This is a genomic window from Streptococcus agalactiae ATCC 13813 (genome assembly GCF_000186445.1).
In the GTDB taxonomy this organism is placed as follows: Bacteria; Bacillota; Bacilli; order Lactobacillales; family Streptococcaceae; genus Streptococcus; species Streptococcus agalactiae.
Map to the genome: position 1 here is coordinate 1,134,337 of NZ_GL636070.1, position 16,230 is coordinate 1,150,566.

The window sequence follows — 16,230 nt, forward strand, 5'->3', positions numbered from 1 at the left end:
ATTTGATGACTTTATTATCGGAGCAATGGATACTAAAGAATTAAAAAATTAAAAGTAAAAAGTTATTTATTAAAACATCCGGAAACTGAGTTGAAAGATATAACATATGAATTGCCGACACAGTCGAAGCTTATTAAAAAATGAGAGATAAATTTAAAATATCTGATATTAAGGAAGCAGATATTACTTTTACAAAAAGTGGAAAAAATAATTTTGACTATACACTAAGGATAAAAACTAAAAACAAGAGATACTATTTGGGTGAGACCTATAGTTTTAGAAAATAAACGGAGAAGTTATGGGAAATGATAATGTAACTATAAAACTAGAACATCGGGTTAAAACATCAGCAGATTTATCACATTATGTATACAAATATGAGAGGGCTTATACAGATGCTTTAAATAATGGTGATGACATAAAAGAAGCAAGTGAAAGTACTAAAAAAGAGTTAAATCAACTAATTGATAGAACTGATTTAACTTATAGTGACGGTATGTATGACAAAGAGACTGGTATTGCAGCTATTGCTGTAAAAGATAAAAATACTGGTGAGACTTATATAGCTTATGCGGGTACTAATAAGGATGCTGATGGGGCAACCGACTTTATTTCAGATGCAAATATCGGTGCTAATAACTCTGCTTATTTAAAACGATTAGGAGACAAAGCTACTAGCTTTTATGATCGTGTTCAAAGTAATGGCGATAATATTACTGTCACAACAGGTCATTCTTATGGTGACTTTCTCGCTTCTAGAGTGGCAATTGAGCTAATTCCATTCTTTATTAACTTTAGAAAAGTTAATGATTCATTTCACTTTTGTTATTAGCTTGTGATCACTTATAAAGTGACAGCTAGTTCATGAAATCTCTTAGGAGTTTTCTGGCATTAAAGGTAACCTATGATTTAAAAAATATCTCATGGAATTCAATGCGGAATCCTCAACAGTCTTTTGTGGACTAACAGAAGTTCAGGATGTCGTTTCGGCAGGCCTTAACTATTCTCAGAAGGTTTTGGAAATTTCAATGGTACATTTGATACCTCAGGTAAGGGATTAGAATGGACAAAAACAATTCAAACAGGTATGAAAAAACGAGAAGAAGATGCTAAACAGTTGAGAAAAAAGCTTTAGAAGATTCAAATAAGCTCAGAAAAATTGCGTCAAAAGGAGTTACTTTGAATAATGCAGCAATAAAATCCCTTAAAAATGAAGTCCTTGAATTAAATCCCCAAAATGCTTTTAAAGGATGGGGAAAATTAGGAAGAATTGCTAAAGCTGGTAAAGTATTAGGTTGGACTGGGAAAATAGTCAATATAGAAACTAATGCCAAAAAAGACTTTTTTGATGATAAGACTTCTACACTAGATCAAAAAATCAAAAACTTTGCTATAGATTCAGGTGTAGATGCATTGTCCGGTGCAGCAATAGGAACTTTGGTAGGAGGACCTGTGGGAACCGTTGTTGGAGCAGTGCAGGGCTGGCATTTGATTTTGCTTTGAATTTTAAAGTTAAGGAGTTGGGTAATGAATCAATTACAGGTTTTGCTAAAAAAGGATTAAAAGATTTATTTGGAGGGTAAAATTTTTGAAACAGAGCAACCATAGATATCATGGACCGTTAATTGAGTTTGAAATAGAATATTCATATATTAAAATTTTTCCATGGATTGGACTATTTATATCTTGCATAGGGTTATATGCAAGTAATTTTGGTGATCCTTTAGGTTTTATAAAATTCATATTTTCTGTATGCATTTTTGTTAATTTGGTCTCAATAATTATTTCGCTTTTTTTTAAAAAAATATCTAATTTTTTAAAAAAAATTTCTTATATTTTATTATCATTAGTATTCCTAACACTTATTATAGGTTTTGATTTTATAGGCTTGGCAATGTTTTTAAATAATAGAAATTTTGGACATGTTCAATCAATTTATTATACTGAGATGGCAAAAATGTATATTATGATAATGTTAATTATTTTTATTGTATTTTCTGGAATATATTATTTCTATTATTTACCAAAAAATCAGGGGAAAAAATGGAAATTTAATCAGTGGAAATTACAAAAAGGAAAAAAGGAACAATTAAAAATTAATTATGGAATTATTTTTGGTTTAGTGATGCTTTCTCCAGTCTTTCTTGTAGGTAGTATTGAAAATATTTTTGGTTTGATTGGAGGTGTATTATTTACGGCAACTTTTCCAGCTCTGATTGTCGATTCCCTTTATGCAGCATATTATATTCATAAGCATCCCGAATATGAGTGATAAATTAATTAATTTAAGGTAGGAGCAATAAATATCTAGAAAAAATGAAGTAGGTAGAATAGTCTCTACGCTTGCTGAGAGTGTTTTTGTAGTAATCATAACAGCTCCAATTTGTACCAGTAGTAGCAGTTGTTATAGGTACTTTGGCCATTGTGGAGTAAAAGCACTCTATGAAAATGTTAAAGATGTAAGAAATTTTGTGGAGCCATTTCATGAGCAAATATTATTGATCAAGATGATATTTTGATTATCTGGCAGGATTTTTTCCAGAGAGCTCAATTTAGAACAAGTATATTATTTCAATGAGGAAGATATTGATGAAGTAATTTTTGGAGGTACCATGACGAAGAGAAAGAAAGAGTAGCTCGTGTCATTGAAAATTGGAAAAATATTTCTAAGGGTAAGACTAGTGTAGAATAGAAATAATACACAAAAAGGGAAATTAAATCTCATGAAATTAAGGGAAATAGTAAAAATATTTTTTGATTTTTTATCGTTATGTTTTATAAATACTCTGGTGATATTGATTTTTTTAACAGATAATAGAATTCATATTCAGTTTCTAATACCAAAACCTATGCCATGCTTCAAGCGCGATGATGCCATTAATTGATGGAATGACCCTCTGTAGGATTTAAAGTACTTTGTTTAACTATTGATACGAAGGAGTGGGAAGAAAGAATCAGTCTAGAAAAAGTAGAAGAAGGTTTTTTTGTGAAATCAAAAATAGCTAATCCTGAATATCATACAAATAATATGAATTTAAAAATCTTGATTCTTACATTGATATGTATACCATAACTATATTGCATTGAGTTGGTTGTTTGCGATAGCAACGTCAAGACAGCAATAAAATTGAAAAAATCAATAAGATAAGAGGAAAAGTGATGTTTAAAGGATTTAAAAAATTGATTATTATTATGGGAGGGATAAGCTTAATGATGATTTTAACAGCATGTGACTTAGTAAAAAAAATCACCAATGGGTTCAAGAACATTGAAAATACTTAGAAGCTGGATCAAAAGTTATCAAAGAAGTCAGCCAAAACATTCAACCAGTTATTTCTGATCTGAATAGCTATCTCAATGGAGCGGCAAGTGCTTTTGAGCAATCGGATTCGAGTGCAGCTACTCATATTAAAAATAACACCATCGCCCAATTTTAAAAAGCAGTACCAAATCGTGTGAGAAATTACCAGGCTAATTGTGAGTGAGAATCTATTGTTCTCACTTTTTTATTATCAAAACGCTTAAATTCTTTACTTAGACCTCACCTACACACTTCAGATAATGGGTGTTACCATATTAATTAATAAATATGTAAAAAATAATATTTGATATGCTATAATAATAATATATTTGATTAATCAAAATTTTTTAGTGAAAGTATCTATCATCCTTAAGTAGTTGTTTTCATAATAGTTGTTGATGGATATCCCCTTAATTGTCTTGAGAATACTTGATAGAGAGACATTTTAAATGAGTAATGAAATGAATCATTTTATACCTATGTTATAACGGACTAATTAATACTTTGGAGAGATTTAATGACACTCTTTTTAATTATGATGGAGCGAGCGGGGTTAATCATATTATTAGCCTATGCCTTTGTGCATATCCCCTTTATAAAACAAACTTTGAAGCAACCCGAATTAAAAAAACACCAGTATATTCTGCTTATCTTATTTAGCTTATTTGCTATTATTTCTAATTTTACAGGGGTAGAAATTCAGTCAGATTTATCTATCATTCCACAAACTCTTAATCATATAGCAGATCAATCATCGGTTGCCAATACACGTGTTTTAACCATTGGTGTATCAGGTCTAATCGGTGGCCCCATAGTCGGTATTATAGTTGGTCTCTTATCTGTATTCGTTAGGTATTTGCAAGGAGGATTAGCCCCTCATATTTATGTCATTTCTTCCTTACTAATTGGTTTATGCTCTGGATTATCAGGCAATTATCTTCGTAAAAATTATAATAAAATTCGTGTTTTAGATGCAATGGTTGTTGGTTTCGGTATGGAAATTCTACAAATGATCTGTATCCTCATTTTTAGTGTTGACTTTAATCAGGCGCTTCGCTTAGTATCTTTTATCAGCATGCCAATGATTTTAAGTAATACTTTAGGTTTAGGTATATTTATATCCATTATTTCATCTACTCAAAAATTAGAAGAATATGCTAAAGCATTTCAAACCCATCAAGTACTTGAATTAGCAAATTTAACCCTTCCTTACCTTAGAAAGGGACTGACAACAGAATCTTGTCAACCAGTAGCTGAAATTATTCATAAACATATGGATGTGAGTGCTGTTAGCCTGACTAGTCAATCAGCCATTTTAGCCTATGTAGGAGATGGAGCTGACCATCATCTTCCTAATACTCAAATATTAACAAAGCTTGCTAAAAGAGCAATAGATACTGGTAAAGTTAGTGTCGCAACTGATAAAAGTGAAATCGAATGCGACCATAACAATTGCCCACTTAGTTCAGCAATTGTTATTCCATTACACATCCACGATGTTATAGTGGGTACTTTGAAATTATATTTTTCAGACGCACAACATATGACTTACGTTGACCGTCAATTAGCTGAAGGATTAGGCAATATCTTTTCCACTCAGTTAGCTTTGGGACAAGCTGAGGAAGCAACAAGGTTACTACAGGATGCGGAAATGAAGTCTCTCCAAGCGCAGGTTAATCCGCATTTTCTTTTTAATGCACTTAATACTATTTATGGTTTAATTCGCATGGATAGCGAAAAAGCAAGAAAGCTCGTCCAAGATTTTAGCAAGGTTATTCGTGCTAATCTTCAACGGGCAAAGCAAAATTTAATTCCTCTTCATGATGAATTGGAACAGGTTAACGCCTATTTAGCCCTTGAAGAAGCAAGATTTCCCAACATGGTGGCCTTTAATTTAGACAACCAAACAAATTCAGATGACAACTTAATGATTCCTCCCTTTACATTGCAGGTCTTGATTGAAAACTCTTATAAACACGCTTTTAAGCATGTTAATAAAAATAACCAGCTAAAGGTTACTATTGCAAGAAATAATGATAGGCTTCATATCATTGTCCAAGACAATGGTATTGGGATTCCAAAAGAAAAATTAATAACGCTTGGAAAAAAAACTCAAATTTCAAAACAAGGTTCTGGTACAGCTATTGAGAATCTCGTTCGTCGCTTGAATATTATTTATGATGGACAAGCAAGTTTAAAATTTGAATCAAATGATTCAGGAACTTGTGCTATTGTTAATATCCCCATTAAAAATTAGAAAGGTATTGTATGAAAGTTTTAGTAGTTGATGATGAACCAGTTGCACGTAACGAATTAATTTACCTTCTTAATAAGTATGATTCTAACCTCGTTATAGCAGAGGCGCATGATATGGCTACTGCATTAGCTATTTTACTTAGAGAAACTTTTGATGTAGCACTGTTAGATATCCATCTCAGAGATGATTCTGGGTTGCAATTAGCAGAGTATATCAATAAAATGCCCAAACCACCATTATTGATATTTGCGACTGCTTATGATCAATACGCTATTCAGGCTTTTGAGCATGATGCGCGTGATTATTTGTTAAAACCCTATGAGTTTGATAGGCTAAAGCAAGCTATGGATAGAGTAAAAGGAGCGCTAAGTACATCTACAATTATAGAGAGCGTAACTTCCGGTCTTCTCTTCAAGCAACAGTATCCATTGACAGTAGAAGATCGAATCTATCTGGTGTCGGCGGATGATATCCTTTTGATTGAAGCTATGCAAGGAAAACTGATTATACAAACACCTGATAAAAATTATGAAATTGATGGCTCTCTACAACAATGGCAAGATAAACTACCATCATCTCAATTTGTACGGGTACATCGCTCTTACATTGTGAACATTAATGCTATTAAAACGATTGAACCTTGGTTTAACCAAACACTTCAGTTACACCTTTGTAATAAAATAACAGTTCCTGTTAGCAGAGCAAATGTAAAACCCCTAAAACAAATGTTAGGCATATCTACCTAACTAGTGAAAAGTTATTCATCATAAAACTTAGACTATTCATTTCTAAAAAACAACCATTCATCTTGAAAATAGGAAATTTCAATTTTTCAATGCTATACTAAAGTCATGAAAACGCTTAATAAAATTAAGCAAAAAATTTTTAGGAGGCAGTGATATGGTAACATTTTTAGGAGGGGTAGCCCTTTTAATTGTTGGTTATTTCACGTACGGTAGATACATTGAAAAGAATTTTCAAATTGATGAAAATCGCCAAACACCTGCAGAAGCATTAAGGGATGGATATGATTTTGTTCCTATGCCAAAATGGAAGAATGGGATGATCGAGTTATTGAACATCGCAGGAACCGGACCTATCTTTGGACCTATTTTAGGAGCACTCTATGGTCCAGTTGCTTATATCTGGATAGTCTTAGGATGTATTTTTGCAGGGGCTGTTCATGATTATATGATTGGAATGATTTCTCTTAGAAATAATGGTGCATATCTTCCTGAATTAGCTAGTCGCTATCTTGGAAAGTCAATGAAGCATGTGATCAACATTTTTTCAATGCTATTACTTATTTTAGTTGCAACCGTATTTGTGGTAACTCCAGCTAATCTTATCCTAAGTATTTTACCAGCTGGGACACTATCTTTACCTTGGATAATCGGTCTTATTTTCGTTTATTACCTTATTTCTACAGTCTTACCTATTGATAAAGCACTTGGTAAAGTTTATCCTGTATTCTGCGTCATCTTAATGGTTAGTACGGCAGCAGTTGGCTTCCGTTTATTAACTGGTGGCTTTGATATGCCAAACTTAACTTTTGAAACCTTTAAAAATATGCATCCAGCTGGGCTTGGGATATTCCCTGCTTTATTCTTTACCATTTCATGTGGAGCCATCTCTGGTTTCCATGCTACCCAAGCACCTATGGTCTCAAGAACAACTGTTAATGAGAGAGAAGGGCGTTTCACTTTCTACGGCATGATGATTGCAGAAGGAGTAATTGCAATGATTTGGGCAGGTGCTTCAATGAGCTTGTTCAAAGGTCAAAATCTCTATGAAATGATTGCTGCTGGGACACCTTCTGCAGTTGTCAATCAAGTAATGTTAATGTTACTCGGTAGTGTAATTGGAACTATCGCTATCATTGGTGTTATTGTTCTCCCTGTTTCATCTGGTTTATCAGCTTTCCGTAGCTTACGTACTATCGTTGCTGATTATATCCATGTCAAACAAGATACTCTTCCAAAAATCTTTGCTGTAACTATCCCATTATATGTTATTTCATTTGTCCTTACACACGTTGATTTTAATCTCCTATGGCGTTACTTTAACTGGGCAAATCAAGTAACTGCTGTTATTGGTTTATTAGTTGCTACAAGATATCTCATCCTAAAAAGACGAAATTATTGGGTAACATTTGTACCAGCTATGTTCATGTTGTATGCAGTAGTTGTTTATATTTTATCTCAACCAATTGGATTTAATATGGGCTTAGGCATCTTAACTTATTCACTTGCTTTAGTGTTAACAGGTATTCTTGTTGGACTTTTCTGGAAATCTGGTCAAAAACAATTAAAAACTGTTCATCCTGAAGCATTCCTGTTTAACGATCATAGACCAATTAATTATTACAGTAGTTTAGATTCTTAATATTATTTTGAAGCCATGTTATTAAGACTTACAGTTATCACAATAACCTCGAATGAAGTATCATTCGAGGTTATTTTTCTACTAAAAATTCCAGTAAATATTTCTGTTTGATTACAAATGTTACAAAAATATTTGACAACCTTCTTTCAGAAACTTATAATAGATTTGTCCATAACAGAGCAAAAGAGAGAGGATAGTACATGAGAAAACGTTTAATTTTGCCAATATTAGCTGTCTTATTTGTTTTCATGAGTATCTTTAGCGTATATTCTATTTTTCGTGGTGATAAAGCCAAAGAAAAAGCAAGTGTCATAAAACAAGCATCTCAAACAAGTCAAACTTCAAAAAAAGAGGTCTTACAAAAGAAGACTTATCCAAATCTAAATAAATATTCAAATCTAGAAATTCATGTTTCATCTACGAGGCAAACAATGACAATAACCTCGAATGACAAGGTCATCTTTAAAACGATTGTTTCAACAGGAGCAAAAGAGAGCCCTACCCCAAAAGGAACTTTTGTCATAGAACCGGAACGAGGAGATTTTTTCTATAACGCCTCATCAAAAGAAGGAGCCTATTATTGGGTCTCCTTTAAAGAACATGGTATTTATCTCTTTCATAGCGTTCCGACTGATCAACAAGGAAATGAGATTCCAGAAGAAGCAAAGCAATTAGGAAAAGCCGCCTCACATGGCTGTGTGCGTATGTCAAGGGCGGATGCAAAATGGTTCTATGAAAATATTCCTCAAGGAACGACTGTTACCATCAAATAGTCTTAATGTGGTAAAAATCATGTTATTAAAAGCTCGGAGTAAACTTCCAGAGCTTTTTCGTATATCCCTTAAACTCAATTAGTAAACGAAACCTATCAGCGGAATAATTGTATAAAGTATTTCGATATCATTAAAAAAATGATAGAATAATAGTGTTAATCGAATATTTTATCGACCTTTATATGCGGTTGAAAAAGAATAAAACTAAAAAATTAGACCTCTAACAAATAGATGTAGACTTTTAAGGTAGTCTATACATAAGGAGAATTTATTTCATGGCTACTATTCAATGGTTCCCAGGACACATGTCCAAAGCTCGCCGTCAAGTTCAAGAAAATATTAAGCATGTTGATTTTGTTACAATTTTAGTGGATGCAAGGTTACCTCTTTCTAGTCAAAATCCAATGCTAACCAAAATCGTCGGAGACAAACCCAAACTAATGATCCTCAATAAAGCTGATCTAGCAGATCCTATTCGAACTAAAGAATGGAGAGATTTTTATGAATCTCAAGGTTTAAAGACATTAGCTATTAATTCTAAAGAACAATCAATAGTTAAAAAAGTAACCGACATCGCTAAAATATTAATGTCCGATAAAATTGCTAAGCTACGGGGACGTGGTATTCAAAAAGAGACACTTCGTACGATGATTATTGGAATTCCGAATGCAGGTAAATCGACTCTAATGAATCGCCTAGCAGGTAAAAAAATTGCAGTGGTTGGTAATAAACCAGGTGTCACAAAAGGTCAGCAATGGCTCAAATCTAATAAGGAACTGGAAATTTTGGACACTCCTGGTATCTTGTGGCCCAAATTTGAAGATGAATTAGTTGGATTAAAGCTAGCATTAACAGGGGCAATCAAAGATCAATTATTGCCTATGGATGAGGTAACAATATTTGGATTGAATTACTTTAAAACCTATTATCCTGATCGTCTCAAAGAGCGTTTTAAAAGCATTAATTTAGAGGATGAAGCTCCTGAAATCATCATGGCCTTAACACAAAAATTAGGTTATCGTGACGATTACGATCGCTTTTATAATTTATTTGTCAAAGAAGTTCGCGATGGTAAATTAGGACGCTATACGTTAGATATCGTCGGAGAACATGATGGCAACAATTAAAGAAATCAAAGCAATTTTAGAGACTATTGTTGATTTAAAAGACAAACGTTGGCAAGAATATCAAACAGATTCACGCGCAGGTGTTCAAAAAGCAATCCTTCAACGAAAAAAAAATATTCAGTCAGATTTAGACGAAGAAGCGCGCTTAGAACAAATGTTGGTCTACGAAAAAAAACTTTACATTGAACATATAAACCTTATTGCAGGAATCGATGAAGTAGGTAGAGGTCCTTTAGCGGGACCAGTAGTAGCTGCTGCTGTTATTCTTCCACCAAACTGTAAAATAAAACATCTCAATGACTCCAAAAAAATTCCAAAGAAAAAGCATCAAGAAATCTATCAAAATATTTTAGATCAAGCGTTAGCAGTTGGTATTGGTATTCAAGACAGCCAATGTATTGATGATATCAACATTTATGAAGCTACAAAACATGCTATGATTGATGCAGTTTCTCATTTATCTGTGGCTCCTGAACATCTTTTAATTGATGCTATGGTTTTAGATCTATCAATTCCACAAACTAAAATTATCAAAGGTGATGCTAATTCACTCTCTATTGCAGCAGCTTCAATCGTAGCTAAAGTGACCAGAGATAAAATAATGTCTGATTATGATAGCACATATCCTGGATATGCATTTTCTAAAAATGCTGGCTATGGTACTAAAGAGCATTTAGAAGGTTTGCAAAAATACGGTATTACTCCGATACATCGTAAAAGTTTTGAACCTATAAAATCAATGTTGTAAATAATACGGAAGAGGAAAAGATGACCGAAAAAGAAAAAATGTTAGCAGGACAATATTATCGTCCATCAGCACCTGGACTACGCAAGGATAGAGAAGTTGCACTAAAAAATATGCAAGCCTTTAACAATGAAGATAATAGTAGCAAACGTAACGTCATTTTACAAAAATGGTTTGGTGCTACTGGGAAGAGTATCCATATGGAACAACGTTTTGTCTGCGATTATGGTTGTAATATTTATGTTGGTGAAAACTTCTACGCCAATTTTAACCAAACTTTCTTAGATGTTTGTGAAATTCGTATTGGCGATAACTGTATGTTTGGCCCAAACTGTCAACTCCTCACCCCACTCCATCCTCTAGATCCAATAGAAAGAAATTCAGGATTAGAATACGGTGCCCCAATCCAAATCGGGAATAATGTCTGGCTAGGTGGAGGAGTGACTATTTTACCAGGTGTTGTATTAGGAGATAATGTCGTCGTTGGCGCTGGAAGTGTCGTTACGAAATCATTTGAAAATAACGTTGTTATAGCAGGAAACCCTGCTAAGATAATCAAAAAATTAGCTTAAAATTAGAAAAAACCTTTAATTATAACGAAGATTTTTTCTAATTTCAAAAATAGGTAAAGTAAATATTCTGCTAATTTAATCTATCTTATTTATAATGATTTTAAATAGAAAAACCTTGATATAATAATGTTTTCTTAAGTATAAAATTCTTTAAAAAAGTAGATATTTTTCCAAAAAATTATGTTATTATAGATTTGTGCTCATTTTTGAACACTTTATCTTTCATTTTAAGGAGTTTTATGAAAAAGCTATTAACCACTCCTGTAATGGGTTGTACTTTGGTTATACTTTCTCTAACGTCCCTATTTGTTGGTGTGAAATCTATCCCACTGGAGCAAATAACACACCTTGATCAATCACAGGTAGATATTTTTTTAACGAGTCGCTTACCAAGAACCATTAGTATCCTAATATCTGGTGCAAGTTTGTCAGTCTGTGGCCTGCTGATGCAACAACTCACCCAAAACAAGTTCGTTTCACCGACAACTTCAGGGACTATGGATTGGGCGAAATTAGGAGTAGTTGTTACGCTGATTTTCTTTAAAAATACCTCTATTTTTATTCAACTATGTATAGCTTCAGGTTTTGCCATTTTAGGATCGCTTCTTTTTGTAACCATTTTAAAAATGATTACTTTTAAGGATAATATTTTTATACCTCTTATCGGACTGATGCTTGGACAAATTGTAGCAGCAGCAACAGTATTTTTAGGAACACATTTTCAAGTACTACAATCTGTCAACAGTTGGCTTCAAGGTAATTTTTCCATCATGACTAGCCATCGCTACGAAATTCTTTACTTAGCATTACCATGTTTGTTTTTAGTATATTTTTTTGCTCATCAGTTTACCATTGTTGGGCTTGGAGAAAGCTTCGCTAAGAATTTAGGGGTTGCTTATGAAAAGATGATTTACTTTGGTTTAGTTTTGGTTTCAATTATGACATCCCTAGTCATTATTATCGTAGGAGCTTTACCTTTCTTAGGTTTAATCGTACCTAATCTAATTAGCATAACTAAAGGAGATCATATGTCCTCAACTATCTTAGAGACATCGCTTTTAGGGGCTTGTATCGTCATGATATGTGATTTTTTTGGTCGCTTAGTTATTTTTCCTTATGAAGTCTCAATAGGAGTTACGCTAGGAGTATTGGGTAGTGCCTTTTTCCTGATTTCAATTATAAGAAATGAGGGAAAATCATGATTAAGGATTTAGAGATACCAAAATTACTTATTTTACTGATACTACTAATTGCTGCTATTATTTTGTTTTTAATTTATGGTATTCCAACTGACGCAAATGAATTTTTGATTATCTATATCCTAAAAACACGTTATCAAAAACTGATTGCATTAATTTTGGTTGGTATCTGCATTGGTAGTTCTAGTCTTATTTTTCAAACTCTAACCAATAACCGACTTTTAACTCCGTCCATTATTGGTTTAGATAGCTTATATATCCTTATCCAAACAGGATTAATGTATTTAATCGGAGCTCAGCGTGTCATAAAATTTTCATCTTTTAGTAGCTTCCTCCTTTCATTATTATTAATGGTTGGATTTGCTTACTTATTATTTACGATACTTTTTCGAAATAAAAAACAGTCTTTGTATTTTGTTCTATTAGCTGGACTCATATTTAATACATTATTTTCTTCTATCTCATCCTTTATTCAAGTCATTATGGACCCCAACGATTTTATGATTTTACAAAATCAGCTCTCTGCTAGTTTCAATGCTATTAACACCAAGATCCTTTGGATTTCTTTCATTATCATTGTCGTTAGCTTTGTCATTAATTGGCCTTTTATAAAGGAATTGGATGTCTTACTATTGGGTAAAGAAAATGCGATATCACTCGGCATCTCATATCAAAAGCTTACTACTAGATTTTTTTATGGTTAGCATTGATGGTAGCTATAGCAACAGCATTAGTTGGGCCGATTACTTTTTTAGGCTTACTTGTAGCACATATTACCTATCACAGTTTTCATACCTTTAGACATCAAATATTAGTTCCTATAGCCATTGTTATCTGTATCTTTACACTTGTCTTAGGGCAGCATCTCGTTCAAAATCTATTACACCTCACTGTTCAACTAAGTGTTCTCCTCAACCTTATCGGGGGAAGTTATTTTATATTCACCTTAATCAAAGGAAGGAAAAACTTATGATTCAAATAAACAATTTACATAAGTTCTATGGCCAAAAGGAAATATTAAAAGACATTAATATTTCGATTCCTAAAGGAAAAGTAACAGCTATTTTAGGTCCAAATGGATCTGGAAAGAGTACATTGCTGAGTTGTATCAGTCGACTTGAACCTTATGATAATGGTGAAATTTTCCTTGATAAGGTACCATTAGCCCACTACAGTTCAAATGACTTAGCCAAAACATTAGCCATATTAAGACAATCCAATCACTTAACACTCAAGATAAAGGTGAGAGATTTGATAGGATTCGGTAGATTTCCTTATAGTAAAGGACGGTTAAGTCAAAAAGATAAAGCTGTCATAGAATCAGTCATATCTTATATGGATTTAAACGATATAGCTGACGAGTTCATTAATAACCTCAGCGGAGGTCAAATTCAAAGAGCTTTTATCGCAATGACAATGGCACAAGATACTCAATATATTTGCTTAGATGAGCCACTCAACAATTTAGATATGAAATATGCTGTTCAAATGATGGAACTTATCAAACGATATGCGTATGAGTTTAATAAAACTATAGTGATTATTATTCACGACATCAATTTTGCAACCCACTACGCTGACAATGTTGTCGCTTTAAAAGAAGGACAAGTAGTGTCTTGTGGAACTGTCGAAGATGTTATGCAAGAAAAAATCCTTTCTCATTTATTTGATATGCCTATCCGTATCGAAACTGTTGATGGTAAACCAATTATCCTTTTTTGTACAACGTAATAAAGAGATTTATGTAGGATAACATTTTTAGTTTTTATCTATTTTAGGAGATTTTATTTAATGACAAAAAAACTTATTATTGCTATATTAGCACTATGCACTATCTTAACCACTTCTCAAGCTGTTTTAGCTAAAGAAAAATCACAAACTGTTACCATAAAAAACAACTATTCGGTCTATATTAAAAAAGAAAAAAGAGACAAGCCGGATAATAAAAAGCAAATCAGCGAGACACTTAAAGTTCCTTTAAAACCCAAAAAAGTAGTTGTTTTTGATATGGGAGCTTTGGATACTATCACAGCTTTAGGAGCTGAAAAATCTGTTATTGGTATCCCGAAGGCTAAAAATGCTCTAAGTTTATTGCCTAATAACGTCAAATCTGTTTATAAAGCTAAGAGATACCAAGACGTAGGAAGTCTCTTCGAACCAAACTTTGAAGCTATTGCTCGTATGCAACCTGATGTGGTTTTCCTAGGAGCACGTATGGCTTCTATTGATAATATTGAAAAATTAAAGGAGGCTGCACCTAAAGCAGCATTAGTATATGCTGGAGTCGACTCAAAAAAAGTATTTGACAAAGGAGTTGCTGAGCGTGTCACAATGTTAGGGAAAATCTTCGACCAAAATAAAAAGGCAAAAACCTTTAATAAAGATATCGCACAAGCTGTTCTTAAATTGCAGAAAACTATTGAGAAAAAAGGTAAACCTACAGCTCTATTTGTAATGGCAAACAGCGGTGAACTTTTAACTCAATCACCTTCTGGTCGTTTTGGTTGGATTTTCTCTGTAGGTGGATTTAAAGCAGTCAATGAAAATGAAAAACTAAGTTCACATGGTACTCCCGTATCTTATGAATACATCGCTGAAAAAAATCCTAACTATCTCTTTGTTTTAGATCGTGGAGCGACTATTGGACAAGGAGCTTCATCAAAAGAACTTTTTAATAACGATGTTATTAAAGCAACTGATGCTGTCAAAAACAAACGTGTTCATGAGGTAGATGGAAAAGATTGGTATATCAATTCAGGCGGGAGCCGAGTAACACTCCGTATGATTAAAGATGTACAGAACTTTGTTGATAATCGTTAATTTTTTGTCAAAGGCTAGGAAAAATCCTAGTCTTATTTTTTGAAAAAATAGCTATTATCAATGCTTCAGAGTATAGATTGATTTTATCACTTTATTTTGTCTATTATTTTCGAATATAGTCAATGGAGGTAACCTTATGAATCATTTTGAACTATTTAAGCTAAAAAAAGCTGGACTAACAAATCTTAATATCAACAATATTATCAACTATCTCAAAAAGAATAGTTTAACTTCTCTATCTGTTCGCAATATGGCCGTAGTGTCAAAATGTAAAAATCCTACTTTCTTTATAGAAAATTATAAACAGCTAGACCTTAAAAAACTTCGACAAGAATTCAAAAAATTTCCAGTTCTATCGATTTTGGATTCTAACTATCCTTTAGAGTTAAAAGAAATATATAATCCACCAGTTCTACTTTTTTATCAGGGTAATATTGAACTTCTATCTAAACCTAAATTAGCTGTAGTGGGAGCAAGACAGGCATCTCAGATAGGTTGTCAGTCTGTTAAAAAGATTATCAAGGAGACTAACAATCAATTTGTTATCGTAAGTGGTTTAGCGCGTGGCATTGATACAGCAGCACATGTTAGTGCTTTAAAAAACGGCGGCAGTAGTATAGCTGTTATCGGGAGTGGTTTAGATGTTTATTATCCAACGGAGAATAAGAAACTTCAAGAATATATGTCATATAATCATCTCGTATTATCAGAATATTTCGCCGGAGAACAACCCTTGAAATTTCATTTCCCCGAACGTAACCGTATTATTGCAGGGCTGTGCCAAGGTATTGTGGTTGCCGAAGCTAAGATGAGATCTGGAAGTTTAATTACCTGTGAAAGAGCATTAGAAGAGGGACGAGAAGTTTTTGCCATTCCCGGAAATATTATCGATGGCAAATCAGATGGATGCCACCATCTTATCCAAGAAGGAGCTAAATGCATTATTTCAGGAAAAGATATCCTTTCTGAATATCAGTAGTGTTTTGCTTTCTACTATAGGAGAAGTTTTCTATTGACAGTTTAAGAAAAGTGAGTTATTATGCTATAAGTT

At 33.1% G+C, this 16,230-nt stretch carries 15 protein-coding genes and 2 pseudogenes; all 17 read left to right on the plus strand.

The genetic code is table 11. From position 1 onward, the window contains the following. The first annotated feature begins 298 nt into the window (after positions 1-298). The 17 genes and pseudogenes from HMPREF9171_RS107735 (at position 299) to dprA (ending at position 16,158) form a co-directional block, all read left to right on the plus strand. A complete protein-coding gene (locus tag HMPREF9171_RS107735) occupies positions 299-832 on the plus strand; it encodes a hypothetical protein (RefSeq protein WP_001872272.1) in 534 nt (177 codons plus the stop codon). Between the two features lie 347 nt (positions 833-1,179). Continuing rightward, positions 1,180-1,503, plus strand: a complete 324-nt coding sequence (locus HMPREF9171_RS107730; RefSeq protein WP_001057652.1) for a hypothetical protein — start codon at positions 1,180-1,182, stop codon at positions 1,501-1,503. A gap of 85 nt (positions 1,504-1,588) precedes the next feature. Then, positions 1,589-2,272, plus strand: a complete 684-nt coding sequence (locus HMPREF9171_RS107725) for a lipoprotein (RefSeq protein ID WP_000814338.1) — start codon at positions 1,589-1,591, stop codon at positions 2,270-2,272. Positions 2,273-2,511: 239 nt separating this feature from the next. Then, positions 2,512-2,692 (plus strand): annotated as a pseudogene (locus tag HMPREF9171_RS1000000113475) (DUF4176 domain-containing protein); the annotation flags it as partial. A gap of 467 nt (positions 2,693-3,159) precedes the next feature. After that, on the plus strand, positions 3,160-3,282 hold the full coding sequence (locus HMPREF9171_RS1000000113480) for a lipoprotein (RefSeq protein WP_000472358.1): 123 nt from the start codon (positions 3,160-3,162) through the stop codon (positions 3,280-3,282). Between the two features lie 536 nt (positions 3,283-3,818). Beyond that, positions 3,819-5,558 carry a sensor histidine kinase gene (locus tag HMPREF9171_RS107720; RefSeq protein ID WP_000171911.1) on the plus strand — a complete coding sequence of 580 codons (1,740 nt, stop codon included), beginning with the start codon at positions 3,819-3,821 and terminating at the stop codon, positions 5,556-5,558. Between the two features lie 11 nt (positions 5,559-5,569). Then, positions 5,570-6,304 carry a response regulator transcription factor LtdR gene (ltdR, locus tag HMPREF9171_RS107715; RefSeq protein ID WP_000866961.1) on the plus strand — a complete coding sequence of 245 codons (735 nt, stop codon included), beginning with the start codon at positions 5,570-5,572 and terminating at the stop codon, positions 6,302-6,304. A gap of 154 nt (positions 6,305-6,458) precedes the next feature. After that, positions 6,459-7,943: a carbon starvation CstA family protein gene (locus HMPREF9171_RS107710; RefSeq protein WP_000256021.1), complete on the plus strand. Its 1,485-nt coding sequence runs from the start codon at positions 6,459-6,461 to the stop codon at positions 7,941-7,943. Positions 7,944-8,143: 200 nt separating this feature from the next. Further along, positions 8,144-8,716, plus strand: a complete 573-nt coding sequence (locus tag HMPREF9171_RS107705) for a L,D-transpeptidase (RefSeq protein WP_001231650.1) — start codon at positions 8,144-8,146, stop codon at positions 8,714-8,716. A gap of 275 nt (positions 8,717-8,991) precedes the next feature. Next, complete coding sequence (ylqF, locus tag HMPREF9171_RS107700) at positions 8,992-9,843, plus strand: ribosome biogenesis GTPase YlqF (RefSeq protein ID WP_000201277.1); 852 nt, start codon at positions 8,992-8,994, stop codon at positions 9,841-9,843. Continuing rightward, positions 9,830-10,591, plus strand: a complete 762-nt coding sequence (gene rnhB / locus HMPREF9171_RS107695) for a ribonuclease HII (RefSeq protein WP_000201088.1) — start codon at positions 9,830-9,832, stop codon at positions 10,589-10,591. Before ylqF ends, rnhB begins: the two co-directional genes overlap by 14 nt. Positions 10,592-10,611: 20 nt before the next feature. Beyond that, positions 10,612-11,160: a sugar O-acetyltransferase gene (locus tag HMPREF9171_RS107690; RefSeq protein WP_000136510.1), complete on the plus strand. Its 549-nt coding sequence runs from the start codon at positions 10,612-10,614 to the stop codon at positions 11,158-11,160. Between the two features lie 239 nt (positions 11,161-11,399). After that, positions 11,400-12,362 carry an ABC transporter permease gene (locus tag HMPREF9171_RS107685; RefSeq protein WP_000735587.1) on the plus strand — a complete coding sequence of 321 codons (963 nt, stop codon included), beginning with the start codon at positions 11,400-11,402 and terminating at the stop codon, positions 12,360-12,362. Next, positions 12,359-13,332, plus strand: a pseudogene (locus tag HMPREF9171_RS107680) (iron chelate uptake ABC transporter family permease subunit). The gene HMPREF9171_RS107685 and the pseudogene HMPREF9171_RS107680 overlap by 4 nt, the downstream one beginning before the upstream one ends. Then, complete coding sequence (locus HMPREF9171_RS107670; RefSeq protein ID WP_000614753.1) at positions 13,329-14,090, plus strand: iron ABC transporter ATP-binding protein; 762 nt, start codon at positions 13,329-13,331, stop codon at positions 14,088-14,090. Before HMPREF9171_RS107680 ends, HMPREF9171_RS107670 begins: the two are co-directional and overlap by 4 nt. 60 nt (positions 14,091-14,150) lie before the next feature. Continuing rightward, complete coding sequence (locus tag HMPREF9171_RS107665; RefSeq protein ID WP_000162769.1) at positions 14,151-15,179, plus strand: siderophore ABC transporter substrate-binding protein; 1,029 nt, start codon at positions 14,151-14,153, stop codon at positions 15,177-15,179. Positions 15,180-15,315: 136 nt separating this feature from the next. Next, positions 15,316-16,158, plus strand: coding sequence for a DNA-processing protein DprA (dprA, locus tag HMPREF9171_RS107660; RefSeq protein WP_001015247.1), 843 nt, complete (start codon positions 15,316-15,318; stop codon positions 16,156-16,158). Positions 16,159-16,230 lie beyond the last annotated feature (72 nt).